This window comes from Staphylococcus sp. KUGN1 (assembly GCF_045984185.1).
Lineage (GTDB): Bacteria > Bacillota > Bacilli > Staphylococcales > Staphylococcaceae > Staphylococcus > Staphylococcus warneri_A.
On sequence record NZ_JBJQIL010000001.1, the window covers coordinates 994,550 to 1,020,448 of the forward strand.

26 protein-coding genes are annotated in these 25,899 nt (G+C 32.3%); 1 reads left to right on the top strand and 25 read right to left on the bottom strand.

Features of this window, described 5'->3' with window-relative positions:
* Window positions 1-7: 7 nt before the first annotated feature.
* The 8 genes from ACJQQZ_RS04880 to ccpN all read right to left on the bottom strand — a co-directional run bounded on the left by ACJQQZ_RS04880 (window position 8) and on the right by ccpN (window position 9,032).
* Window positions 8-898: a deoxyribonuclease IV gene (locus ACJQQZ_RS04880; protein ID WP_049424360.1), complete on the bottom strand. Its 891-nt coding sequence runs from the start codon at window positions 896-898 to the stop codon at window positions 8-10.
* 9 nt (window positions 899-907) lie between these two features.
* Window positions 908-2,251: a DEAD/DEAH box helicase gene (locus ACJQQZ_RS04885; RefSeq protein ID WP_124228272.1), complete on the bottom strand. Its 1,344-nt coding sequence runs from the start codon at window positions 2,249-2,251 to the stop codon at window positions 908-910.
* A gap of 126 nt (window positions 2,252-2,377) precedes the next feature.
* Window positions 2,378-3,481: a Nif3-like dinuclear metal center hexameric protein gene (locus tag ACJQQZ_RS04890; protein WP_049424355.1), complete on the bottom strand. Its 1,104-nt coding sequence runs from the start codon at window positions 3,479-3,481 to the stop codon at window positions 2,378-2,380.
* Window positions 3,478-4,161: a tRNA (adenine(22)-N(1))-methyltransferase gene (locus tag ACJQQZ_RS04895; RefSeq protein WP_049424352.1), complete on the bottom strand. Its 684-nt coding sequence runs from the start codon at window positions 4,159-4,161 to the stop codon at window positions 3,478-3,480. Before ACJQQZ_RS04895 ends, ACJQQZ_RS04890 begins: the two co-directional genes overlap by 4 nt.
* 110 nt (window positions 4,162-4,271) lie before the next feature.
* Window positions 4,272-5,375, bottom strand: coding sequence for an RNA polymerase sigma factor RpoD (gene rpoD / locus ACJQQZ_RS04900; RefSeq protein ID WP_002451872.1), 1,104 nt, complete (start codon window positions 5,373-5,375; stop codon window positions 4,272-4,274).
* A gap of 334 nt (window positions 5,376-5,709) precedes the next feature.
* Window positions 5,710-7,518, bottom strand: coding sequence for a DNA primase (dnaG, locus tag ACJQQZ_RS04905; RefSeq protein ID WP_124228270.1), 1,809 nt, complete (start codon window positions 7,516-7,518; stop codon window positions 5,710-5,712).
* Window positions 7,519-7,578: 60 nt separating this feature from the next.
* On the bottom strand, window positions 7,579-8,397 hold the full coding sequence (locus ACJQQZ_RS04910) for a pyruvate, water dikinase regulatory protein (RefSeq protein ID WP_002451870.1): 819 nt from the start codon (window positions 8,395-8,397) through the stop codon (window positions 7,579-7,581).
* Window positions 8,398-8,408: 11 nt separating this feature from the next.
* A complete protein-coding gene (ccpN, locus tag ACJQQZ_RS04915; protein ID WP_075778365.1) occupies window positions 8,409-9,032 on the bottom strand; it encodes a transcriptional regulator CcpN in 624 nt (207 codons plus the stop codon).
* A 336-nt stretch (window positions 9,033-9,368) separates the two neighbouring features.
* Here ccpN and ACJQQZ_RS04920 point away from each other — a divergent pair, with 336 nt between their 5' ends.
* Window positions 9,369-10,760, top strand: coding sequence for a glycine--tRNA ligase (locus tag ACJQQZ_RS04920; RefSeq protein WP_049424344.1), 1,392 nt, complete (start codon window positions 9,369-9,371; stop codon window positions 10,758-10,760).
* A gap of 76 nt (window positions 10,761-10,836) precedes the next feature.
* Here the strand turns inward: ACJQQZ_RS04920 and recO are convergent, their stop codons facing one another.
* From recO to hrcA, 17 genes are all read right to left on the bottom strand, one after another.
* Complete coding sequence (gene recO, locus ACJQQZ_RS04925) at window positions 10,837-11,589, bottom strand: DNA repair protein RecO (protein WP_185285773.1); 753 nt, start codon at window positions 11,587-11,589, stop codon at window positions 10,837-10,839.
* A 28-nt stretch (window positions 11,590-11,617) separates the two neighbouring features.
* Window positions 11,618-12,517: a GTPase Era gene (gene era / locus ACJQQZ_RS04930; protein ID WP_002451866.1), complete on the bottom strand. Its 900-nt coding sequence runs from the start codon at window positions 12,515-12,517 to the stop codon at window positions 11,618-11,620.
* The gene (gene cdd, locus ACJQQZ_RS04935; protein WP_049424340.1) at window positions 12,514-12,921 is read right to left on the bottom strand and encodes a cytidine deaminase; all 408 of its coding nucleotides are present in this window, start codon (window positions 12,919-12,921) and stop codon (window positions 12,514-12,516) included. The genes era and cdd overlap by 4 nt, the downstream gene beginning before the upstream one ends.
* 12 nt (window positions 12,922-12,933) lie before the next feature.
* Window positions 12,934-13,278: a diacylglycerol kinase family protein gene (locus ACJQQZ_RS04940; protein WP_049424338.1), complete on the bottom strand. Its 345-nt coding sequence runs from the start codon at window positions 13,276-13,278 to the stop codon at window positions 12,934-12,936.
* A gap of 2 nt (window positions 13,279-13,280) precedes the next feature.
* Window positions 13,281-13,748, bottom strand: coding sequence for an rRNA maturation RNase YbeY (ybeY, locus tag ACJQQZ_RS04945; protein WP_002451863.1), 468 nt, complete (start codon window positions 13,746-13,748; stop codon window positions 13,281-13,283).
* On the bottom strand, window positions 13,749-14,696 hold the full coding sequence (locus tag ACJQQZ_RS04950; RefSeq protein WP_002451862.1) for a PhoH family protein: 948 nt from the start codon (window positions 14,694-14,696) through the stop codon (window positions 13,749-13,751).
* Window positions 14,697-14,973: 277 nt separating this feature from the next.
* Window positions 14,974-15,669, bottom strand: coding sequence for a hypothetical protein (locus tag ACJQQZ_RS04955; protein ID WP_002451861.1), 696 nt, complete (start codon window positions 15,667-15,669; stop codon window positions 14,974-14,976).
* A 15-nt stretch (window positions 15,670-15,684) separates the two neighbouring features.
* Window positions 15,685-16,674: a flotillin-like protein FloA gene (gene floA / locus ACJQQZ_RS04960; protein ID WP_002451860.1), complete on the bottom strand. Its 990-nt coding sequence runs from the start codon at window positions 16,672-16,674 to the stop codon at window positions 15,685-15,687.
* Window positions 16,675-16,692: 18 nt separating this feature from the next.
* Window positions 16,693-17,400, bottom strand: coding sequence for an NfeD family protein (locus tag ACJQQZ_RS04965; protein WP_002451859.1), 708 nt, complete (start codon window positions 17,398-17,400; stop codon window positions 16,693-16,695).
* Between the two features lie 232 nt (window positions 17,401-17,632).
* The gene (gene rpsU, locus ACJQQZ_RS04970) at window positions 17,633-17,809 is read right to left on the bottom strand and encodes a 30S ribosomal protein S21 (RefSeq protein WP_000048060.1); all 177 of its coding nucleotides are present in this window, start codon (window positions 17,807-17,809) and stop codon (window positions 17,633-17,635) included.
* 128 nt (window positions 17,810-17,937) lie between these two features.
* On the bottom strand, window positions 17,938-19,284 hold the full coding sequence (gene mtaB, locus ACJQQZ_RS04975; RefSeq protein WP_002451858.1) for a tRNA (N(6)-L-threonylcarbamoyladenosine(37)-C(2))-methylthiotransferase MtaB: 1,347 nt from the start codon (window positions 19,282-19,284) through the stop codon (window positions 17,938-17,940).
* A gap of 5 nt (window positions 19,285-19,289) precedes the next feature.
* Window positions 19,290-20,042 (bottom strand): 16S rRNA (uracil(1498)-N(3))-methyltransferase, encoded by a 753-nt coding sequence (locus ACJQQZ_RS04980; protein ID WP_145505312.1) that lies wholly within the window; start codon window positions 20,040-20,042, stop codon window positions 19,290-19,292.
* 1 nt (window position 20,043) lies between these two features.
* Window positions 20,044-20,982 carry a 50S ribosomal protein L11 methyltransferase gene (gene prmA / locus ACJQQZ_RS04985; protein WP_145505315.1) on the bottom strand — a complete coding sequence of 313 codons (939 nt, stop codon included), beginning with the start codon at window positions 20,980-20,982 and terminating at the stop codon, window positions 20,044-20,046.
* Between the two features lie 6 nt (window positions 20,983-20,988).
* Window positions 20,989-22,125: a molecular chaperone DnaJ gene (dnaJ, locus tag ACJQQZ_RS04990; RefSeq protein WP_002451855.1), complete on the bottom strand. Its 1,137-nt coding sequence runs from the start codon at window positions 22,123-22,125 to the stop codon at window positions 20,989-20,991.
* A gap of 140 nt (window positions 22,126-22,265) precedes the next feature.
* Window positions 22,266-24,098 (bottom strand): molecular chaperone DnaK, encoded by a 1,833-nt coding sequence (gene dnaK, locus ACJQQZ_RS04995; RefSeq protein WP_049424326.1) that lies wholly within the window; start codon window positions 24,096-24,098, stop codon window positions 22,266-22,268.
* 55 nt (window positions 24,099-24,153) lie between these two features.
* The gene (grpE, locus tag ACJQQZ_RS05000; RefSeq protein WP_049424324.1) at window positions 24,154-24,795 is read right to left on the bottom strand and encodes a nucleotide exchange factor GrpE; all 642 of its coding nucleotides are present in this window, start codon (window positions 24,793-24,795) and stop codon (window positions 24,154-24,156) included.
* A gap of 30 nt (window positions 24,796-24,825) precedes the next feature.
* Window positions 24,826-25,803: a heat-inducible transcriptional repressor HrcA gene (hrcA, locus tag ACJQQZ_RS05005; protein WP_002451852.1), complete on the bottom strand. Its 978-nt coding sequence runs from the start codon at window positions 25,801-25,803 to the stop codon at window positions 24,826-24,828.
* Window positions 25,804-25,899 lie beyond the last annotated feature (96 nt).

Consider the following 25,899-nt stretch of genomic DNA (forward strand, 5'->3'; position numbering starts at 1 on the left):
TAGATATTTATTGATTTAAAATTTTATCTTTTAAATTTGGATCAAATGTTTGTGATTTTAACATTTCAATTTCATGTTTATATGGAGGCTTTTTATTTTTTTTATCTTCACCAACATATGGTGTTTCTAAAATTTTAGGTATATCTTTAAATGTATCATGATGTACTACATAATTGAGTGCATCAAAGCCGATGTGACCAAATCCGATATTCTCATGTCTATCTTTATGAGCACCCTGTTCGTTTTTACTATCATTGACGTGAACAACTTTTATTCTATCTACACCAATAATTTTGTCAAATTCATTTAATACCCCATCAAAATCTTCTTTAATGTTATAGCCAGCGTCATGAGTATGACAAGTATCAAAGCAAATTGATAAACGTTCATTATGTGTTACGCCATCAATAATTTGTGCAATTTCTTCGAATGTACGACCTACTTCTGACCCTTTCCCAGCCATTGTTTCTAATGCAATTCTCACATTATTGTCATTTGTTAATACTTCATTTAATCCATCTATAATTTTTTTAATACCTACATCTGCACCAGCACCCACGTGTGACCCTGGGTGTAAGACGATATCTTTAGCTCCTATAGCTTGGGTACGTTCGATTTCATTTTGTAAAAAGTTAACGCCTAATTCGAAAACTTCTGGTTTAGTGGTATTTGCAATGTTAATAATATAAGGCGCATGAACAACGATATTAGATAATCCATATTTTTCCATTGCTTCATGACCTTTAGTGATATTTAAATCTTCAATGCTTTTTCGTCGTGTATTTTGAGGTGCACCTGTGTAAATCATAAATGTAGATTCACCGAATTTGTGTGCTTCTTCTGCAGATCCTTCTAACATTTTTTTACCACTCATTGATACATGTGATCCAAGTAACATTTACTTCACCTATCCTTTTCTACTCTTTCTATTTTGACGGTTTTGACGTTTACTAAATTGTTTACGTTCTTGTCGCTTCATTCTTTCAACTTCTTGTTTAAATTTCTTTTTATAACCTGGTTTAACTTTGCGTTTTGTTTTACTACGTACTTTATTTTTAACCTCATTTGTTAGATGGTCGTCTTTATGTTGTCTAGTACGTCTAGTATTGTGTGCTTTGATAGGCGTAAGCTCATCGTTCTTAATATCCACATTTTCAAAGACATAACCTCTATCTTCAATTGCAGAAATATTATCCTCTTCATCTGGACTATATAATGTGATTGCAACACCACGATAGTTTCCTCGACCAGTTCGACCTACTCTATGAGTAAAGAAATCGATATCATTTGGTACATCGAAATTGATGACATGACTTACACCCTCAATATCGATACCTCTTGATGCTAAATCACTTGCAATCACAAATTGGAAGTCAAGATTTCTAATACGTTTCATTTGTTGCTTACGTTCACGAGGTGTTAATCCACCATGAATCATACCTACTTTGATACCGGCCTCATTGAGTGTACGTGCTAATTCATCGGCGCTATCTCTACTATTACAGAAAATGATACATAAATAAGGGTTTAATATATCAATTAATTTAAGTGTTTTTTCAACTTTTGCAGTTCCTTTAGTAGGAATTAAATAAAATTCGATATTCTTTTTATTTTGTGATTGGTTATCTACTTCTACAAAATCAGGTTGTTCTAAATATTTATTTAAAAATGGCTGTAAAGATTTAGGAATTGTTGCACTGAATACAGCTATATTTGAATGTTCTTCTAATCGTGATGCGATATAGTCTACATCTTCTATTAATCCTAAATCTATCATTAAATCAGCTTCATCTATGATTAAATATGAGGCTAAATGTGTGTGTAAATGCCCACTTTTAGATAAATCATTGATTCTTGTTGGTGTACCAATGACTAATTGTGGTTGATGATTGCAACGTTGTCTGTCTTTTTCAATATCTGTACCACCGATAAATAATTTGGCATTGACACCTTCTTTAAAACTACTTAAATGGTTAGCTGCTTGATAAAGTTGTTGCGCTAGTTCTCTTGTAGGTGCAACAACGATTGCTTGAGGTTCATGAATTTCAGTATCAATTTCATTAACTAATGGTAATAAAAATGAATGGGATTTACCTGTACCTGTTTGTGATTGTCCAATGATGTTAGTTCCTTTTAATATTCTAGGAATAATTCTATTTTGAATTTCAGTTGGTTTCTCAAATCTTAAATCTTTTACAGCTTCGATCATACTAGAGTTTAAACCGAAGTGTTCAAATGGATGTTTTGCCATTGTATGGCCTCCTTATAAGTTCATCTTTACTATTATAAAGTAATTGATAGTGTTTTTAAATATAATTCACCTTTGATATCGGATATATTCGTTTAAATTAATGTTTATCAAAAATATAACGATATATTAAATATATGTGAATGGATCTGTGTTAATATCTGACGCTAGTATTTTGATATTACTTTCATTTTCTTCTACTAACCACTCTTCTAGTAATTGTTTTAATCCTTCCTTCATCACATATTCACTATAATGATTGATATCTAATAAGTTGACGCCCGCAATTTTGGCATCAAGTGCATCATGATGTTTAATATCGCCAGTAATAAATATGTCTGCACCTAATTGTGAAGCTTCATATTCAAATCCAATACCAGAACCACCAATCATTGCTACTTTATTAATCGTAGTATTTGAACAACCAACGTATCGGACACTAGGAATTTGTAATTGAGATTTAACATAAGAAACAAAATCATCTATATTCATTGGTTCGTTTAATTCTCCAATAATACCCAAACCAAATGAACCTTCTTTTGATAGTTCAATAAAATCATAAACTGGGGTTTCATAAGGATGATATTGGTGAATCGCTTTCTCAGTTAATTGTCGTTGTGAATATGAAATCATAAACTCTAATTTCACTTCATCTACGTATTCAACTTCACCGATTTCACCTAAATAAGGATTGGCATCATCTACAGGTTTAAATTGTCCTTGACCTTTACTTTCAAAGAAGCAGTATTCATAATTACCTTCTTTAGCTAATCCAATATCATTAAGTTGTTGTTTAAATGTTTCGACATGGCTTTCGGGGATAAAGGTTTGAACTTTGAAATATTTTTCAGGTTCTTTATTAATCAAGTTAGTATTTTTTAGGCCAATTTTAGTGGCTAACATAGCATTGACACCTCTAGGATTAACGTCTAGATTCGTATGCATTGCTATTAAATTGATATTATTTTGAATTAGTAATCTGATTATTTCACCATAGCCTTGATTAGTAATTGATTGAACACCTTTAAAAATTAATGGGTGGTGACTAATAATAGTATTGATATTTTTATCTATTGCTTGTTCTACGATTTCTAACGTACAATCCAAGGCTGTTAAAATCCCAGTAACTTCTTGTGATTCATCACCTATAAGTAGCCCAACGTTATCCCATGATTCTGCAGTGTTAAAAGGCACATGTTCATCTAACATTGCCATTAATTCGTTAATTTTCATTTTTTAAGCACCTCTTTAATCATTACTATTTCCGCTTCAATCTCTTGATATCGATGTTGATGAATGTCTGGATTAAGTTGTTGTTTTATCTTTTCTAACGCATGTAATTCTCTTTCCCATTTATTATAAAAACATTCATTTTTGTTTTCTAGTAATACTGGGCCAAATTTAAGTTCAAATTCAGTATAATGGCAGCTCTTTGATTGATATTCAGCTACAACTATTTCATAAATATGTCCTTTTTCTTCCATAATGCGTTCATCAATAATTTGATAGTTGATGTCTTGTAATAATGTTCTTAAACTTTGTGTTTGTATATTACTTTGGAGGATAAGTCTAGGTTTTGATTGAAGTTTTTGTTGTCCTTCTTTTAATATTTTAGCTATCAAAGGACCTCCCATGCCACAAATAGTAATATTGTCTAAATGTTCATGGCGATTTATTACCTCTAAACCATCTCCAAGTCGCACATCAATTTGGTTACTTAGTTCATATTCTTGGACATTATTTCTTGCAGCTTCATAAGGACCTTTAATAACTTCACCAGCGATTGCTTGCGATATTAAATTGGTTTGAATAGCGTAGATAGGTAAATAAGCATGATCTGAACCAATATCAGCAAGTGTCCCAGGTTTAATAAATTCTGATACAGTTCGTAATCTATGATTTATCGTAATCATTAAAATGGTCTCCCTTTTTTACAAGTATTTAAAATAATTGATTGTATGTATGATATCACTTATAAATGAAATAAAGGCTGGGACAACCATTATGCCCCAGCCTAAATATATTAATCCATAAAGTCTTTTAGACGTTTACTTCTACTTGGATGTCTTAATTTTCTTAATGCTTTTGCTTCGATTTGACGAATACGTTCTCTAGTTACACCAAATACTTTACCAACTTCTTCTAATGTTCTAGTTCTTCCATCATCAAGTCCAAATCTTAAACGAAGAACGTTTTCTTCACGGTCAGTTAAAGTATCTAAAACATCTTCAAGTTGTTCTTTTAGCAGTTCATAGGCAGCATGATCTGAAGGACTTTGTGCTTCTTGGTCTTCAATGAAGTCACCTAAGTGACTGTCATCTTCTTCGCCTATTGGCGTTTCTAATGAAACAGGTTCTTGTGCAATTTTAAGAATTTCTCTTACCTTTTCAGGAGGTAAATCCATTTCTTCACCAATCTCTTCAGGTGCTGGATCACGTCCTAAATCCTGTAATAACTGACGTTGAACACGGATTAATTTGTTGATTGTTTCAACCATGTGAACTGGTATACGAATTGTACGTGCTTGGTCAGCGATTGCACGTGTGATTGCTTGACGTATCCACCATGTTGCATAAGTAGAAAATTTAAATCCTTTATTGAAATCGAATTTTTCTACGGCTTTAATAAGACCCATGTTACCTTCTTGAATTAAATCAAGGAATAACATTCCTCTTCCGACATATCTTTTAGCGATACTTACAACCAAACGTAAATTGGCCTCTGCTAGTCTTGATTTAGCGATCTCATCACCTTGCTCAATTCTTTTAGCAAGTTCAATTTCTTCTTGGGCACTTAATAAATCCACACGACCAATTTCTTTTAGATACATACGCACAGGGTCGTTAATTTTAACGCCTGGAGGTGCACTTAAATCATTAGGATTTAATTTAGCATCTGTATCTGAATGGTCTTTTTCATTTACTAATGTGATATCATTATCATTTAATTGATCGAAGAAATCATCCATCATGTCAGAATCCATTTCGAAATTCTGTAATTTTTCAGCTATTTCTTCGTGACTTAAGTGACCTTCCTTTTTACCTTTTTCAATTAATTGTTTTTTAACATCTTCCAATGTTAAAGTCGGATCAATTGTTTGCTTTTTAATTTTAACTTTATCAGACATGAAAAGGCCTCCTGGTATTAATATAAACTTTCAATTTATTCATTTTTATTATGTGTGATTATTTCGTTTCAATTGATGACACGTATTATGATTAAAAATTCAATATATCATTTGTTATAAAAATAACGCGTTCATCATAACTTATTGTATAAGATGTGGCCTAATTATTTTTAATTTGAAACCAATCAAATAAGTTTGTATTCTAAACTCCCTGATATTTTAATGGTTAAGTCATATTATGACAATATTCGATATTACATATTTACCCATTGTATGAGTGTAATAACCATTATTGAATGCCTAAAGTATAACAATACCATAAATTTTTATAATATTACATTCTACTTTTGTTTTTATTTACTATTAATTGCAAGTAATACTTTTGAAGTTCAATATCCCCTATTCTCGTTGCTTCACGCAGTTTATGGTTTAGGGCTTCTAGTGAATCTTCATTTTTATTCTCATTCAATATGTTGATGTAATCTTCTAATTCATGTTCAAATGGTTCTTCATTTAAAACATATGAGTCTAAAGATATTAACGCTTCTCTCAAATCATCAGAATCAATGTATTGAATCATAGAACTGAGCTGATACATATCGTTATTCGAATAATAATCATGCAAAATATTAAATATACGCTTGAAATAGGCATTTGTAAAGTCATCTACTTCTATCTGTTGATGATAGTTTAGGAATGTATCTTTATCTTGCATGAAATGTTTTAAGAGTGCTCGTTCAGCTTTTTCGTGACGAGTCAACTGGTTAAATTGAATGACTTGTTGAGGTTGTCCTTCATATGCGTATGCATCATCTGGATACGAAGGGATATTGCCTAGAGATTGCTGACGTAATCCCACTTCATAGTCTAAAGTCTCAAAACTTACTTTAAACAATTCTGCAACGTCTTGCAATACTTTTTTCTGAAGTATGGGCGAAGTCATTGCAGCAATATCTTGAGTCACTTCTTTGAGATATTTTTCATATGCTAGATCATTATTTTGAATTTCATCTTTATGTGTATTGACTTTAAACATTACAAATGATTTTTTGTCTTTTTGTACAAAGTCTAGAAACGCATCATTACCATACTTTCTAACATATTCATCAGGGTCCATATCTGAAGGTAATTGCACAACGAATACATTTAACCCTTGTTCTAATAGCGTTTGACCAGTTTTTAAGGTTGCTTCTCTACCAGCAAAGTCGCCATCAAACATTAGTGTAATATTAGACGTTAATTTTTTAATAAAAGTAATATGTTCGCTTGAAAGTTGAGTACCCATACTAGCAACTACTGTTTTTAAACCAGCATGATCTGATTTTATAACATCCATAAAACCTTCAAGTAATATGATTTCGTCATTTTTTCTAATGCTTTTACGTGCTTTGTCGAGATTATATAACAATTTTCTTTTTTGGAATATAGGTGTTTCCGGACTATTTAAATACTTAGGTTCTTGGTTGGTATACGTCCTTGCAGAATATCCAACAATTCGCCCTTGAGCATTTTTTAATGGGAACATAATTCTATCTCTAAAGCGATCATAATAACTAAAATTCTCTTCATTTCTAGATAAAAGTCCAGCTTCATATGCTAATTCAATATCATATCCTTTTTTCTCTAAGAAATCATGACAGAAATGTGATGAATTAGGTGCGTAACCTATCCCTCTTTCTTTGATCAGCTGTTCTGGGAAATCTCTTTCTTTTAAATAAGTAAGTGCCTTCTCACCTTCTACTGTTTTCATAAGTGCATAGTGATAATATTCTTGCATTAGCTCATGCATTTCAATCATTTGCAAATCTTCTGAAGCAATTTGAGTATTCGTATTCTGATATTGGCTATTTCCAACATCAACCGTAATATTAACACGTTCCCCTAGTTCTTTAACTGCTTCTGTAAATGAAACGTCCTTTATTTCTTGAGTAAATTGAAATACATTACCACCCTTTTTACATCCGAAGCAATGACATATTTGTTTATCTTCAGAAACTGTGAACGAAGGTGTTTTTTCATCATGAAAAGGACACAAACCTATATAATTGCGTCCTCTCTTTTCTAGCTTTACATATTCACTTACCAAGTCGAGTATATCTGTCTTATCTTTTATTTCATTTATAACTGATTGTTCTATACGCAAATTAGATCACCTATGACATATTAGTCTTAATATTATACCTTTTTTATGCATTAATTGAAATTATTTTGTTTGATTATTTTCGATAAAATAAATGATATCATTTGCTGTTTCTTCTATTGCTTTATCAGTTACATCTATAACTGGACAACCTACTTTTTCTACTAATGATTCAAAGTATTCTAATTCCTCTTTAATTCTAGTTTCTGTAGCATATCTCGCAGAGTCGCCTAATCCTAATTGTTTAAGTCTTTCCTTACGAATACGATTTAATTTTTCTTCGCTAATTTTTAAAGCGATACATTTTGAAGGATCAATATCAAACAATGCATCTGGTGGCGTCACTTCTGGAACAATCGGTATATTCATCACTTTATAACTTTTATGTGCTAAGTACTGTGATAAAGGTGTTTTAGATGTTCTTGAAATACCTAATAAAACAATATCGGCTTTTGGTAAACCTTTTGGGTCCTTACCATCATCATATTTAACAGCAAACTCTATAGCGTCTATTTTCTTAAAATAAGCATCATCTAGTCTATGTACAATACCTGGTTCATAGTATGGTGTTTCTTCTATTGAACCTGATAATAAGTCCATAAGCGGCCCCATAATATCAACTGACTTAAGTTGATGTTCTTTAACTTTAGCCACCATGTATTTTTTGATTTCTGGTTTAACTAAAGTATATACAATTATTGCGTCTGTATCTTCAGCAACTTGAATCACTTCATCCACATTTTCAAAGGATTCTATGTATGGGTAACGTAAAAATTCATGTTTACATTGCTTAGGATTAAATTGAGAAACACCGGCTCTAGCTACTAATTCTGCTGTTTCTCCGATTGAATCAGAAGCAACAATAATATTTATATTATCCATCTATTAACCACCTATTCTTTAAATAATGATACAAATAATTTTGTGATTGTCGTTTTAGATATTCTACCAACCACTTCGAATTTTTGATTATCTTTCAATCTAACTATGGGTATTGCATCTATTTCTTTATCTATCATTTGATTCGCAGCATAGATTATTAGTTCACTTTCTTCAAGATAAGTTAAATTTGGCATTCGAGTCATATTGACGCTTATGGGCATCGTATGAATATCATTTCCAATCATTGATGCTCTTAATAGGTCTTTACGAGAACAAACACCGATAAAGTCATTATCTTTATTTGTAATAAATAATGTTCCAGCGTCTTCTAAAAATATAGTACAAATTGCGTCGTAGACTGACATATCTTCTTTAACCACAACAGGTTGAGACATATAATCTTTAACAACATATTGTCTTAATTGTTCATGTATAATTTTATTTTTTGATTTACCTGAATAATAATATCCAACTCGTGGACGCGCTTCTAAAAAGCCAGACATTGTTAAAATAGCTAAGTCAGGTCGTAATGTAGCCCGTGTTAAATTTAATTGATCAGCAATATGCTCACCAGTTATAGGTCCATGTTGCTTAACGATTTCTATAATTTGTTCTTGTCTTTGATTTAATTCTATAGGTCCTCACCCCTCTTATATACATTACATATTATAACTGTTATTTTTATTTGCCACAAACACATATAAACGCTTGCTATTAAATATTTAATCAATTAGAATAATTATAAAGCGAGCTAAGGACGGTGTGAGCTTAGCAGACAAATTTTGGCATAAAAATTTAATTAATTTAAAAGTGAGTGGCTACACTAATTTGGGTGGAACCGCGGGTTAAATGATATTTTAATGTATATGATTTATACTAAATAAAAATGACTAACTCGTCCCAAGATAATAAAGTATATTTATGATGCTTTGTTGTCTTGGGGCGTTTTTATGTGTAAGGAGAGAAAAATTATGGCAAATGATATGGAACAAATTGTACAATTAGCAAAACACAGAGGTTTTGTATTCCCAGGTAGTGACATTTATGGTGGATTATCTAATACATGGGATTATGGTCCGCTTGGTGTTGAATTAAAAAATAATGTAAAAAAAGCATGGTGGCAAAAATTTATTACTCAATCACCTTATAACGTAGGTCTAGATGCTGCGATTTTAATGAACCCAAAAACTTGGGAAGCATCAGGACACTTAGGTAACTTTAATGATCCAATGATTGATAACAAAGACAGTAAAATTCGTTATCGTGCTGATAAATTAATTGAAGATTACATGCAGCAAGAAAAAGGCGATGAAAACTTTATTGCTGATGGTTTAAGCTTCGATGAAATGAAAAAAATTATTGATGATGAAGGCATTGTTTGTCCAGTAAGTGGTACTGCAAATTGGACTGATATTCGTCAATTTAATTTAATGTTCAAAACATTCCAAGGTGTAACTGAAGATTCAACAAATGAACTTTTCTTACGTCCAGAAACAGCGCAAGGTATTTTCGTTAACTACAAAAACGTTCAAAGATCAATGCGTAAAAAATTACCATTCGGTATTGGTCAGGTTGGTAAATCTTTCCGTAACGAGATTACGCCTGGTAACTTCATTTTTAGAACACGTGAATTCGAACAAATGGAACTTGAATTCTTCTGTAAACCTGGTGAAGAAATTGAATGGCAAAACTACTGGAAGACATTTGCTAGCCAATGGTTAAAAGACTTAAATATTAGCGAAGAAAACATGCGTTTACGTGACCATGATGCAGATGAATTATCTCACTATTCAAATGCTACAACTGATATCGAATATAAATTCCCATTTGGTTGGGGTGAACTATGGGGAATCGCAAGTCGTACTGACTTTGACTTGAAAAAACATAGTGAACATTCTGGTGAAGACTTTAAATATCATGACCCAGAAACAAATGAAAAATATATTCCATATTGTATCGAACCGTCATTAGGTGCTGACCGTGTAACACTAGCGTTCTTATGTGATGCATATTCACAAGAAGGTGTTGAAGGAAGTAAGGACGAACGTACTGTACTTAAATTCCACCCTGCTTTAGCACCATACAAAGCGGCTATCTTACCATTAAGTAAGAAATTATCAAGTGAAGCAATTAAAATCTTTGAACAATTAAGTCAAAGTTTCTCAATAGATTTTGATGAATCACAATCTATTGGTAAACGTTACCGTCGACAAGATGAAATTGGTACGCCTTATTGTATTACATTCGACTTTGATTCTTTAGAGGATAATCAAGTTACTGTACGTGACAGAGATTCTATGGAACAAGTTCGTATGCCAATCTCAGAATTAGAAGCATTCTTAGCCGAAAAAGTTAAATTCTAATTCATCTATTATAAATAATCTATAAAAATACCGAATCACATAATAATGTGGTTCGGTATTTTGTGTTTGTTAAAGACTAGTCTTTCATTTCTAACCTCTTTAACTGGTTGATTAACTTTTGACTTTTAAAGAACATACCTGCATATTCTCTATATAGCATGATCATCAATTCTGACATTTCGTCTAAAATATCTTGATGGATATTTAATTCATTCATTTTTTCAATGGGGAGTTTGTACAAGACATCTAATAAATATAATGTTTTATTGGATAATTGTAATGCATGTGGATCTTGGTATGCTACAGCTTGAGAAATAGCACCATCAAATTTGAAACTATATCCAACTAATTTTGATTGATCGGTATTACCGCTTATTGCGCATTGATTAAATAAAGCAGAAAAACCAAACTTATTCATACACTTAAGTAGTACAATGATTGACATTAATTGAGCTGACTGACCAGATGATATCTTGGTTAGAACAAAGTTTAGTAAATCATAATTATATTTTGAAATTTCATCTTCTTCCATTGAACGATCAATGGTTTCGGCACATAAAGTTGCGAAACTACTTTCATACAAATCGAGTTGTAATTCATAATGTTGGTTAATGACATCTACAGAATTAAGCGTACCCATACCTCGCCATTTATTATAAATAAATAAGCCATACACAAACATTTGTGTATGCGCTTGTAAACCTGATTTAATTTTCTTGGCCCTTCTAGCCATCAATGGAACTTTGCTACCATATTCATTTAAAATTGTAATTATTTTATCTGATTCGCCGTACTCCACTGATTTAATTATGATGCCTTTTTGTTTCATTAGCATACTAACTCACCATCTCTCTGAGTTAATCTTGATCTTCAATATAACCAATTTGACGAATAAAGTTAACTTTATTTCTCCAATCTTTTTGCACCTTAACCCACAGTTCAAGATATACTTTAGAACCTAGAAGCATTTCTATATCGTGTCTTGCCCTCTTTCCGACTTCTTTTAGTTTCTTGCCGCCTTTACCAATGACGATTCCTTTTTGAGAATCACGTTCAACATATATCGTAGCTTCGATTCGAACTCTATCTTCATCTTCTTTAATCATACGATCAACATTAACGCCAATAGCATGTGGAATTTCTTCACTTGTTAAGTGTAATATTTTTTCACGAATAATTTCACCGACCACAAACTGTTCAGGATGGTCCGAAATTTGATCATCTGGATAATATTTTGGTCCTTCAGGTAAGTATGACTTTAATACATCTATAAAATGATCGACATTCAAACCTTCTAGTGCAGAAATAGGTACGATTTCAGTGAAGTCCATATATTCTTGATACTTTTCTATTTTAGGCATTAATGCATCAGGATGTACTAAATCTATTTTATTTAATACTAAAAATACGGGTGTTTTTAAATCCTTTAGCATATCCATAATATATTCATCGCCACGACCAATGTCTTCGTTTACATTAACCATAAACATAATCGCATCTATTTCAGAAAGTGTATTTGTGGCAACTTTCATCATGTAATCTCCAAGCTTATGTTTAGGTTTATGGATACCAGGTGTGTCAATAAATATAATTTGGGCATCGTCTCTTGTCATAACACCTTGAATTTTGTTACGTGTTGTTTGTGCTTTATCAGACATAATCGCAATTTTATGTCCGATAACTCTATTTACAAATGTAGATTTACCTACATTGGGTCTTCCTATAATTGAAACAAATCCTGATTTATGTTCTGTCATTTATTTAAATCCTTTCCAGAAAATCCGTATGGTAGTAATTCTTTAACTGTTGATTCGATCATATCGCCTTTATGATTAGTCATATAAACTGGCATATCATCGTCACATAACTCTTTTAATACTTGTCGACATTCACCACAAGGTGATGATGGTACTTCAGCATCTACAGTGACAGTGATAGATTCAAAATCTCCAGGCTGATATCCAGCAGATATCGCAGCAACTAAACTTGCGCGTTCTGCACAAATACACATTGAATATGATGCGTTTTCTACATTAGTTCCATAAAATGTTCGTCCATCTTTAGCTTTCAAATAGGCACCAACTTTAAAGTTACTATATGGTGAATAAGATCTTCGTTGTGCTTCTCTAACTTCTTTAAAATAATGAGATTGATAACTCATTGATTCCGCCTCCTATATTAAATTAATTAAATGTGGAATAAAGACAATGAGGCCAATGATTAATGCTAAGACGGAAACAATCATCACACTAAAAGCAGCAATATCTTTCGCATATTTAGCGTAATCATGATACTCAGTAGTAACTAAGTCAACCACATATTCAACGGCTGTATTAATAGCTTCAAATGCTAAAACTAAACTAATTGCTAATAATATAAATATCCACTCAGAACGATTAATATGAAGTAAAAATCCAAAAACAATTGCTATGATACTCGCATATATATGAAGTGAGAATTTTTGATCTTTGATTAAAAGTGTTATCAAACCATTTAGTGCATATTTAAAACGACTCATTATTAGTCTCTCGTCAATCCATAGGCGTTTAAAATAGCATCTTGACGACCAAACATTTCTTTCTCATCTTCTTCATTCATATGATCATAGCCTAGTAAGTGAAGAAAGCCATGTAATGCTAAAAAGCCTAATTCTCTTTCAAAGGAATGTCCGTAAGATTCTGATTGTTCTTGAGCAACATCTGTACAAATAATGATGTCACCTAATACTCTAGGTATATCAAATTCACTCATATCAATGTCGGGTTCATCTTCTTCAAGTGCAAATGATATGACATCCGTAACTTTGTCTTTGTCTCTATACATCTTATTAATCTCTTGAATTTCAGATTTATCTACGAAGGTAATAGATAATTCAGCATCTTCACTAATTTCTTCTTGCTGCTTAGCAAAATTAAGTAGCTTTTCAATTTGTTCATACCATTCATCTTTAACTAACTCAGTATGATCACTAAAATCTATTGTAAACATTTAGTCCTCTCCCTCGTATCTATCTATAATTTTACTTACAAGTGGATGTCTCACTACATCACTTTGATCAAGTTTCATAATATTAATCCCTTTAACACCATGTAACTTTTTAACCGCTTCTTTCAACCCGCTTTTAACACCTTTTGGTAAGTCGACTTGTGTTTGGTCACCTGTGACTACCATTTTAGAACCAAATCCTAAACGAGTTAAAAACATTTTCATTTGAGCATGAGTTGTATTTTGTGCTTCATCTAAAATCACAAATGCATCGTCTAATGTTCGACCACGCATGTATGCTAATGGAGCAATTTCTATAATACCACGTTCTATAAATCGTGCAGTTTGTTCTCTACCTAGCACGGTATTTAATCCATCATATAATGGTCTCAAATACGGATCAACTTTCTCTTTTAAATCACCAGGTAAAAATCCTAATGATTCACCCGCTTCAACTGCCGGACGTGTTAATACGATTCGTTTAACGTTTCCTTTACGTAATTGTTTAGCAGCATAGACAACTGCTAAAAATGTTTTACCAGTTCCTGCAGGACCTATACCAAAGACTAAGTCATTTCGATACATAGCATTTATATACATTCGCTGACCCATAGTTTTAGCGCGGATGGTTTTGCCAAAAGCATCTTTAGTAATTTCTTCATCATATAAGTCTAAAAGTTGTTGGATTGTGCCATTTTCTGCCATTTTAATAGCAGCTTCAACATCTTTTAACGTTATATTATTTCCCAATTCAATCACTTTTAATAAATTGGTTAACACTAATTCGGCTTTTTCTACATGCTCAATTTTTTCACCTTTAACCGCAATTTCTTGACCACGAGCATGTATTACGACATCAAAACTATCTTCTATAGCTTTTAAATGTTCATCATTGTTACCTATTAAAGCTTGGGATTGATTAATGTCGTCGATTTGAATTATACCAGGCATAAACGCGCTCCTTTTCAAAATACATTTTTATAATTCACTATACCCATATTTGGGTTAATATACTTATATTATACCATTGTTATGGCTATATTGATTCTATTTCGTTTTAATTTAAATAATTCAATCAAGTCTTTTATATGTTGATTTTGAACGTATAATCATTCTTATCTAAATATTACTAAATTCTGTAAAGTGACTCAAATCATCCTTTAATTATCTTTGACTTCAATCATTCGCAATAAAAAAACCTATTGGAAATAATCCAATAGGCTGAATATTATAATTGTTTAGGTTTGGCCAAAATTTCAGACCAGATGATACCATTAACGACTTCATCATTGTCAAATTGAAATGCTGATTTAGACATATTACGTTCTATATTTTGAGAATTAAGTAATTGCTTTAATCTTAATTGTTTAGTACGTTCAGATAAATATTTGTCATTAATAATATCCTGCGCTTTCTTCTCAATAAGAGCAAGTTGCTTTTCTTTCTCCCTATCGATTTCACTTCTAACATTTTTAAGATCTTGTTGAAGTTTTTTCTCTAATGCTTTACGTAAATTCTCAGAATTTTCATCCCTTGATGAAGTTGGTTTAACTGGTTCGCGTATATCTTTTTCATTATGATAAGGCGTCGGGTCTGGTTTAGGTATTGAATCATCATAATCTGTTGGTCTTCTATGCATTTCTTCTGTTGTCTGTTCAGTTTTCTCTAAATTTTGATTAATGGGTGGTAATGTATCTTCATATTTCTTTTTCTTGTCAGTTGTTGTTTCTCCATTAATCTCATCATTAATTTCTCTAAATGTTTTTTCAATTTCTTCTAAGAAACCACCTGTTTTAGGTTGTTGATTATCTTTAGGTGATTGAGGTGGCTTTTGATTCTGTCTTTCTTTATGACTATTATCACGTATGGTACTAATGATTGTCGCTATCACAGATATGACAAAAATAATTACCCCAATACTCATTTAATCACCCCACAGTTATTGTTCTGGTGATTCGTCATCATTTTGATCAGTACGTTTATTAATAGCATTTCTCATACCAGTATCGGCTTCTATATTTTTAAGATTGTAGTAATCTTTGACGCCAATATTTCCTGATCGTAAAGCTTCTGCCATTGCTAAAGGTACCTCTGACTCAGCTTCTACAACTTTAGCACGCATTTCTTGTACTCGAGCTTTCATTTCTTGTTCAGAAGCTACAGCCATTGCACGACGTTCCTCAGCTTTAGCTTGTGCAATATTTTTATCAGCAAGTGCTTGTTCAGTTTGTAAATCTGCACCAATATTCTTACTAATATCAACATCGGCTATATCAATAGAAAGTATTTCAAAAGCTGTTCCTGAGTCTAATCCTTTACTTAATACTGTTTTAGAAATGCTGTCAGGATTTTCAAGAACTTCTGTATGATGTTTACTTGAACCTATTGTTGAAACAATACCTTCACCTACACGGGCAATAATTGTTTCTTCACCAGCACCACCGACTAAACGAGCAATATTGGCACGAACAGTAATACGGGCTTTCGCTTTAACTTCTATACCGTTCATAGCTACACCGGCAATAAATGGTGTTTCAATAACTTTAGGGTTAACTGACATTTGAACTGCTTCTAAAACATCTCTACCTGCTAAATCGATTGCTGCACCTCGTTCAAATGGTAAATCAATATCTGCACGTTGCGCAGCGATATTAGCATCAACAACTCTATCTACATTACCTCCAGCAAGATAATGTGATTCAAGTTGATTTGTTTTTAGATTTAAACCTGCTTTGTGCGCTTTAATTAATGGGCCAATCACTTTTCTCGGTGAAACCCTTCTTAATCGCATACCTACTAAGGTACCAATACCAACATGTACACCAGCAGCTAATGCAGAAATCCAAAGACCTACTGGTACAAATGAAAATAGTATTAATAAGGCTACAATAATTACTACTGCAATTATAATAAATCCTATACTAAACATCGTATCTCTCCTTTTTTATTATTCTATTTCTCTTACAACAACTCGTGTACCTTCAACCTCAAGTATTTTAACTTGTCTATTTCTTAATATGAATGTACCGTCAGAAACTGCATCGATACGATCATCCTCACAAGAAATAATACCTGCTGGTCTTAAATCGGTGATGGTGCGAGCTGTTTTACCAACTAAATGAGAGCGATCATCATGTGATGTATATCCTGATTCAGCATTTGTTGAATCTTTTAAAATGACCTTATCCAAAAATGGAATTTTTCGTTTGAATAATTTAACTAAAATCACCCATTCAATGATTGATAATATTAAGGCTACGATGACATTACCTAGCATAAGTAACAAGTTATTTCCTAACATGACTATGCTTATTGTTATTAAAATCATACCAATAATACCAATGACTGCTCCAACGACGAACAATTCAATAATGACGAAAATAACACCCACGGTAAATAAGATGACTGATAATATATTGACATCACCTTGCATTAGAAAGCCTAAAAACATAATTAATAAGGCTAATGAAGCGATAATACCAACAAAATTGATTCTTTTAGAATACAATTGATATAAAAAGCCTAAAAATATAATACAGGTAAGAATAAGTGATACCAATGGATGAACAATGATATTAGCAATGTCATTGACCCAATTATTCTCTGATGAAAATTGTGTTAAAACTAACCTATGTATTTCATTTAAATATCCCATTGTTTCACCTCGCTCTCATAATAATTATACATGAAAACGCAGTCATATTATAGTGATTCACTAATATATAAAAAAATAATTTATCAAAAACAATAGTAATTACAGACTAATTTGTTATAAACAATGAATTTAATTTTCCATAAAAAGTACACAAAAACACCTCAGTTTATAAACTGAGGTGTTTTATATTTATAATTAACATTCTTGTTGAGGGAGTCAACAGAGTTATTAATTATTTGAATTTACGTTTACGTGCAGCTTCAGATTTCTTTTTACGTTTAACACTAGGTTTTTCGTAAAATTCACGTTTACGTACTTCTTGGATAGTACCACTTTTTGAAACTGAACGCTTAAATCGACGTAAAGCATCTTCAAGTGATTCATTTTTACGTACTACTGTTTTAGACATCTGTATTTCCCTCCCTCCAAATATCAACGGAAATTTATATATTCAACTGCATAGTAAAACTATGCTTTAATTAGTATAATATATCTCCAATATCCGGTCAATTACTAATATTTATATTTTTAAAATAATTAAACTAGCACTTCATGTTCTGATTTATTTGTGGCATGTTCTACAATACGGATTGCTTTCCCGTAGTTTAAAGGATAATCAGCTTTTTGAATTTTCACTTTAATAATTTGGCCAATTAAATCCTCAGTACCTTCAAATTCTACTTTCATATAGTTATCTGCATATCCCACTAAAGTATTTGGTTTTTCACCTTTTTCTTCAGGGATAACTTCTAGCACTTCATTTTCGAATTTTGAAGCATACTCTTTTGCTAATTGATCACTTAATGCAATTAATTTGTGAACACGTTCGTTTTTGATATCTTCATCAATTTGATTGTCCATTCTTGCTGCAGGTGTACCAATTCTAGATGAATATGGGAATACGTGTAATTCAGAGAATTGATGTTTGACGATAAAGTCATACGTTTCTTGGAATTCTTCTTCAGTTTCACCCGGGAAGCCTACGATAACATCACTAGTTATTGCAACGTCTGGTAATGCTTCATGTAGTTTGGTAATTCGTTCAGAGAAATGTTCCATAGTGTATTTACGTCTCATACGTTTAAGAACTGTATCAGAACCAGACTGTAATGGTACATGTAAATGTCTTACGATTTTGTTTGAACGTTCTAATACGTCAATAACTTCATCGGTTAATTGACTTGCTTCGATAGAAGAAATACGAATACGTTCTAAACCATCCACTTGATCTAAATCTCTTAATAATTGCGCTAAGTTATAGTTCTTAAGATCTTGACCATAACCACCTGTATGGATACCAGTTAAAACAATTTCTTTATAACCAGCATTAACTAATGTTGTAGCTTGTTCTACAACTTTTTCAGGGTCTCTTGATCTCATTAAACCACGTGCCCATGGAATAATGCAGAAAGTACAAAAGTTGTTACAACCTTCTTGTATTTTTAACGATGCTCTTGTTCTATCTGTAAAGTAAGGAACATCTAATTCTTCGTATTTACGGTTTTTCATGATGTTACCTACACCATTAATTGGTTGACGTTCCTTTTGGAACTCATCTATATAATCAAGTAATTTATGTCTATCTTGTGTTCCTACTACGACATCTACGCCAGGAATTTCCATAATTTCTGCTGAAGACGTTTGTGCATAACAACCTGTTACACAAACAACTGCGTCTGGATTTTTTCTAATCGCTCTTCTAATTATTTGTCGACTTTTTTTATCGCCTGTATTCGTTACTGTGCAGGTATTGATAACAAATACATCTGCATTTGTTTCAAAATCGACTCGCTCGTAATCTGCTTCCTTAAATAATTGCCAAATTGCTTCTGTTTCATAGTGGTTAACTTTACAACCTAAAGTGTGAAACGCAACTGTGGACATATTGTTCACCCCATTAATTCTTTTTCGTAACTTAATGCGCCTAATGTATATAGTGGCGCTGTTTCGGCCCGTAATATTCTAGGTCCTAAACCAACTAACTGTGAATGAGGTTTTAACATTGACACTTCCTCATCAGATAGTCCACCTTCAGGGCCAAATATAAGTAATACACGATCTTGTGGCTTAAATTGCTTTAACATATGTTTAAAATGACTAATTTCACCATGTTTAGCTTCTTCTTCATAAGCAACAAGGACATAATCATACTGATTTATAATATCACAAATTAACTTTGAATTCGATAGATAACTGATGTGTGGAATGGTTAATCGATAACTTTGTTCAGCGGCTTCTTTGATAATTTTTTGCCATCTTTCAAGCTTTTTTGACGCCTTTGTAGAATTTAATTTAACAATAGAACGTTGCATTTCAACAGCAATAAATTCACTAGCACCTAGTTCAGTTGCCTTTTGAATCATCCATTCATACTTATCTGCTTTGATTAACCCACTACATATCGTAATATGATGGGGCAACTCTGTATCAATATCTTGTTTTTCGATTAATTCAATTTCTATTTCTTGATCTCCTATATGGATGATCTCACATGTATAGACATTTTGATCATTAAATGTGGTTACTATTTGTTGACCTTCACTCTGTCTCATCACATTCTTAATATGATGTATATCTTCTTTATTTGTAATAAAAAAACGCTGACTTTCATCAGCGTTTTGATTGATAAAATATCTTTGCAAATTAGTCACTCACTTTCTGACCAACGATACAAACCCAAACGTTGTCATGTTGAACTGAAATAATTTTAAAACCTACACGCTTCATATGTGATTCAATATCTTCGTATTTTTCTTCAATAATACCAGATGTTATAAAATAACCGTCTTCATTGACTGTATTATAAGCGTCTTCTATCATTTCATCAATAATATGAGCTAAAATATTTGCAATAACAATATCAAAATGTTCTTTTTCATCTTTTAATAAATTGCCAGGAACTGCTTCAATCGCGTTTAAACAATGATTCTTTTCGAAATTTTCTTTGGCTACATTGACAGCCATTTCATCAATATCTAAAGCTTTAATTCGTTTAACACCAATCAAGTGACTTGCAATACTTAAAATACCAGACCCTGTACCTACATCAATCACAGAATGTTGAGGCTTCACAAAGTTCTCAATTGCCTTTAAACACATACTTGTTGTAGGATGATCACCTGTACCAAAAGCCATTCCAGGGTCTAATTCTATACAAAGTTCATTTGCCGATTCTTTAGTATAGGTTTCCCAACTGGGAACAATCGTAAATGTTTCAGATGCTCTGAAAGGATGGAAATAATTTTTCCATTCATTTTCCCAATCTGCTTCAGCAATTGTTTGATGTGAAATATTTAAAATATCTAGGTCGATATCTTGTAGTGATAAAATTGCTTGTTCTATGTTAGATAGCAATGTATTATCATAAGTCATTTCATTAAAGTAAGCTTTTAATCTAACGCCTTCTGAAGGATAATCATCGCTATTTAACTCATAAATCTCACCAAATTTATCTTCTGGTGGATTCACTAGGTCGTTGGAATCTTCTATAACTACGCCATTTGATCCATAATTTTCTAGTATATCTGTAACCAAATATTCAACATCATGGTTTACTACGATTGATAGTTCCGTCCAATTCATTATTTTTTATTCTCCTTTAAAGAATCTTTTTGCTTTATCTTTAAAATTAGATGGTTGCTCAGTTAAATCTTCACCATTTATGTCAGCAAATTCTTTCATTAATTCTTTTTGACGTTCAGTCATTTTAGTTGGTGTTAGAACCTTAATATTAACAAATAAGTCACCATGTCCATATCCGTGAACATTTTTAATACCTTTGTCTTTTAGACGGAACTGTTTTCCAGTTTGAGTACCTGCAGGAATTGTCAATACGACATTACTGTTTAATGTAGGGATTTTCACTTCATCACCTAATGCGGCTTGAGGGAAACTAATATTTAAATCATAATAAATGTCATCGCCATCTCGTTTAAATACTTCAGAAGGTTTAACTCTGAAAACAACATATAGGTCGCCACTTGGACCACCGTTAACACCTGGAGAACCCTCGCCTGCAAGTCGAATTTGTTGTTCATTATCAACACCTTCAGGAATAGTCACTTCTAGCTTAACTGTTTTATTTTCAGTTCCTTTACCATGACATGTTGGACATGGTTCTTCAAACTCTTGACCGCTACCTTCACATTTAGGACAAACTTGTTCTGTTCTAACTCTACCTAGAATTGTATTTTGTTCTACTGAAACTGATCCTGCTCCATTACAATAGCTACATGTTTTCTTATTAGTTCCTGGTTTAGCACCTTCACCATTACATGTATGACATGTTACATCTTTTCTAATAGAAATTTCTTTTTTACCGCCAAATACCGCTTCATCAAATGTGATAGTCATTGTATATTGTAGGTCATCACCTTTTCGTGGTGCATTAGGATCACGTTGTCTTGAGGCACCACCGAAGAATGAACTGAAAATATCTTCGAAGCCACCTCCGCTAAATCCGCCAAAGTCGCCACCGCCAAAGCCTTGGCTACCGAAACCACCTTGAGCACCAGCGTGTCCGAATTGATCATAGTTTGCTCTTTTATTATCATCACTTAATACTTCATATGCTTCAGATATTTCTTTGAATTTTTCATCTGCGCCTTCTTCTTTGTTGATATCAGGATGATATTTTTTTGATAATTTTCTGTAAGCTTTTTTAATTTCATCTTTAGAAGCACCTTTACTTACTCCTAAGACCTCATAATAATCTCTTTTGGCCACAGTAACCTCTCCTTTTTATACTAACAAGATTAGTTTAACTAATTCATATTAACTATCCAAATAAAAAGCCAAAGCCAATGTACAATTGACTTTGACTTTTTTAATAGCTGTGCAAGAAGTTAATTCAATTGGATTAGATATTATTTTTTATCTTCGTCATCTTTAACTTCTTTAAATTCTGCATCTTCTACAGTGCTATCTTGGTTTTGTTCACCAGTTGCACCTTGAGCTTGTTGAGCTTGTTGAGCTTGTTGATATACTTTAGCTGATAAATCTTGAACAACTTTTTCAAGCTCTTCTTTTTTAGCTTTAATATCGTCGATGTCTTCACCTTCAAGTGCTGATTTTAATGCATCTTTTTTATCTTCAGCATTTTTCTTATCATCTTCACCGATATTTTCGCCTAAATCATTGATTGTTTTTTCTACTTGGAATACTAAACTATCTGCTTCATTTCTTAAGTCTACTTCTTCACGACGTTTTTTATCTGCTTCAGCGTTTTCTTCTGCGTCTTTAACCATACGATCGATTTCATCGTCTGATAATGAAGAACTAGATTGGATTGTAATATTTTGCTCTTTATTAGTACCTAAGTCTTTAGCTGTTACATTCACAATACCGTTTTTATCGATATCGAAAGTTACTTCGATTTGAGGTACACCACGTGGTGCTGGTGGAATATCAGTTAATTGGAATCTACCAAGTGTTTTATTGTCTGACGCCATTGGACGTTCACCTTGTAATACATGGATATCTACCGCTGGTTGATTATCAGCTGCTGTAGAATATACTTGTGATTTTGAAGTTGGGATTGTTGTATTACGTTCAATTAACGTATTCATACGACCACCCATGATTTCAATACCTAATGATAATGGCGTAACGTCTAATAATACTACGTCTTTAACATCGCCAGTGATTACGCCACCTTGAATTGCTGCACCCATTGCAACAACTTCATCAGGGTTAACACCTTTGTGTGGATCTTTGCCAATTTCTTTTTTAACTGCATCTTGAACTGCAGGAATACGAGTTGAACCACCAACTAAGATTACTTCGTCGATATCTGAATTTGATAATCCAGCATCTTTCATAGCTTGACGAGTTGGTTCCATTGTACGTTTAATTAATGAATCTGCTAATTCTTCAAATTTTGAACGAGTTAAGTTGATTTCTAAGTGTAGTGGACCACTTTCTCCTGCTGAAATGAATGGTAATGAAATTTGTGTTTGAGATACACCTGATAAGTCTTTTTTAGCTTTTTCTGCTGCATCTTTAAGACGTTGTAATGCCATTTTATCTTGTGATAAATCAACGCCGTTTTCTTTTTTGAATTCAGAAACTAAATAGTCGATGATCACTTGGTCAAAGTCATCCCCACCTAGTTTGTTGTCACCTGCAGTTGAAAGTACTTCGAATACACCGTCACCTAATTCTAAGATAGATACGTCGAAAGTACCGCCACCTAAGTCGAATACAAGTACTTTTTGATCTTGTTCAGTTTTATCTAAACCATATGCTAGTGCAGCTGCAGTAGGTTCGTTAATGATACGTTCTACTTCTAATCCAGCAATTTTACCAGCATCTTTAGTTGCTTGACGTTCAGCGTCATTGAAGTAAGCAGGAACTGTAATTACAGCTTTTTCTACTTTATCACCTAAATAACTTTCAGCAGTATTTTTTAAGTTTTGTAAAATCATTGCTGAAATTTCTTGAGGTGTATATGATTTACCTTCAATATCTACTTTATATTCTGTACCCATATGACGTTTGATTGATTGTACAGTATTTGGGTTAGTGATTGCTTGTCTTTTAGCTACTTCACCAACTTGAGTTTCACCATTTTTAAATGCAACAACTGATGGTGTAGTACGTGCACCTTCAGGGTTTTGAATTACTTTTGGTTCGTCTCCTTCTAATACTGATACACAAGAGTTTGTTGTTCCTAAGTCAATACCGATTACTTTACTCATAATAAAATTCCTCCATTTTGATTAATAATTTTGTTCAATGTTTTTTCGCCAATTTTTATTGGTTTACTTTAACCATTGATGGTCTTAATACTCTATCTTTTAATTTGTACCCTTTTTGTAATTCTTGTGTGATAACACCTGATTCATATTCAGGATTATCATCTTGAACTACAGCTTGATGTACATTTGGGTCAAAAACTTGACCTTCAGATTCAATTTCTTCAAGACCATTATCTTTCAGAGCTCTTAATAGACTTTCATGTACCATTTGAACACCTTTTTGAAGTGATTTAAATGAATCATCATCTCCTTCAATTTGAAGTGCGCGTTCAATGTTATCAATAGTTGGTAAAATGTCAGTTAAGACGCCTTGAGCTTGATATGTTTTATTAATTTTGTTTTCATTTTGAATTCGACGTTTGTAATTTTCGAATTCTGCATATAATCTTAAATATTTTTCTTCATTGTCATTTGCTAATTGTTGCAAACGTTCAATTTCTTGATCTTTTGGATCTACATTTTCATCTTCTTCATTTGAAGCATCCTTATTAGCTGCTTCTTCATTAGTTTCAACATCTTGCGAATTATTAGATTCAGTGTTTTCTACTGAATTAGATGTTTCTTCAGAATTATTTTCTGTTGTTTCTTCTGTTTGTGATTCAGCATTTTGTTTCACTGATTCGTCTTTTTCTGTCATTTTGTGCCCTCCAATACAATTCTAATTACATTACCAAATTTGGTTAAGTAATTGAATTACATTTTGATAATGCATCGCAGTTGGTCCAATAACCGCAATTTGACCTTTGAGTTTCTCATCAAAGTGATACTGAGTTGTTACGATTGATATATCGCTTAAATTTTCATCTATCTCTTTACCAATTTTTACATTGATATGAGATGTAGATATATCATCTAATAGCTCTACAATTCGATTTGATTCAATATATTGTAGGATTGGTTGAATTGAAGATACATTAGATTCATTCAATGCATCAATCAGTTTAACCTTTCCACCCATGTAAATGCTATTACTTTGATTGGAAATGTGTAAATTCATCATTTTAATTAATTGCTTGATAAAATGAGCTTCATTTTGGTCTTGTGCAAATCTATCTATTTCGTCAATTTGTCCTTTAACTATCTCATCGTATTGTTGTGATAAGAAGTTTGATATTTTATTTAATTCATCATTAGTTAAAGGTAGTTCAGAAGTTAGATGCACATTTTCAACATGACCTGATGAAAATACAATAACCATAATTACTAAATGTGTATTAGCACGAATCAAATGAATATTATTTATAATATCTTGATTATGATTAGGACGAACAACCAACGTTGCATATTGAGACATCATTGATAATTCATTTGCGAAATAAGACAATGCAGATGAAGTATCATAATGATTCTCAACCATTAACTGATTTAAACGTTGGATTTTGTTTGAATTTTGATGAGATGTTTGTTCTAATAATTGATTAACATAATATCTAAAACCTAATTCTGATGGTGAACGCCCTGAGGATGTATGAACTTTCTCAATAAAATTCATATCCTCCAGTTGTTTCATTTCATTTCGTATCGTCGCAGGACTTACATTTAAGTTGTGACGATCAATTAGTGTTTTAGAACCAATGGGTTGTCCATAATCAACATAATCTTCAACAATTGCATTTAAAATGCTTAATTGTCTATCTGTTATCATGTTTTCACCTCATTAGCACTCTTTTATCTCAAGTGCTAATTATAATTTATCAAATTGGTCAAAGTAAGTCAATGTTAAAGCACTAGAATTTTAAAT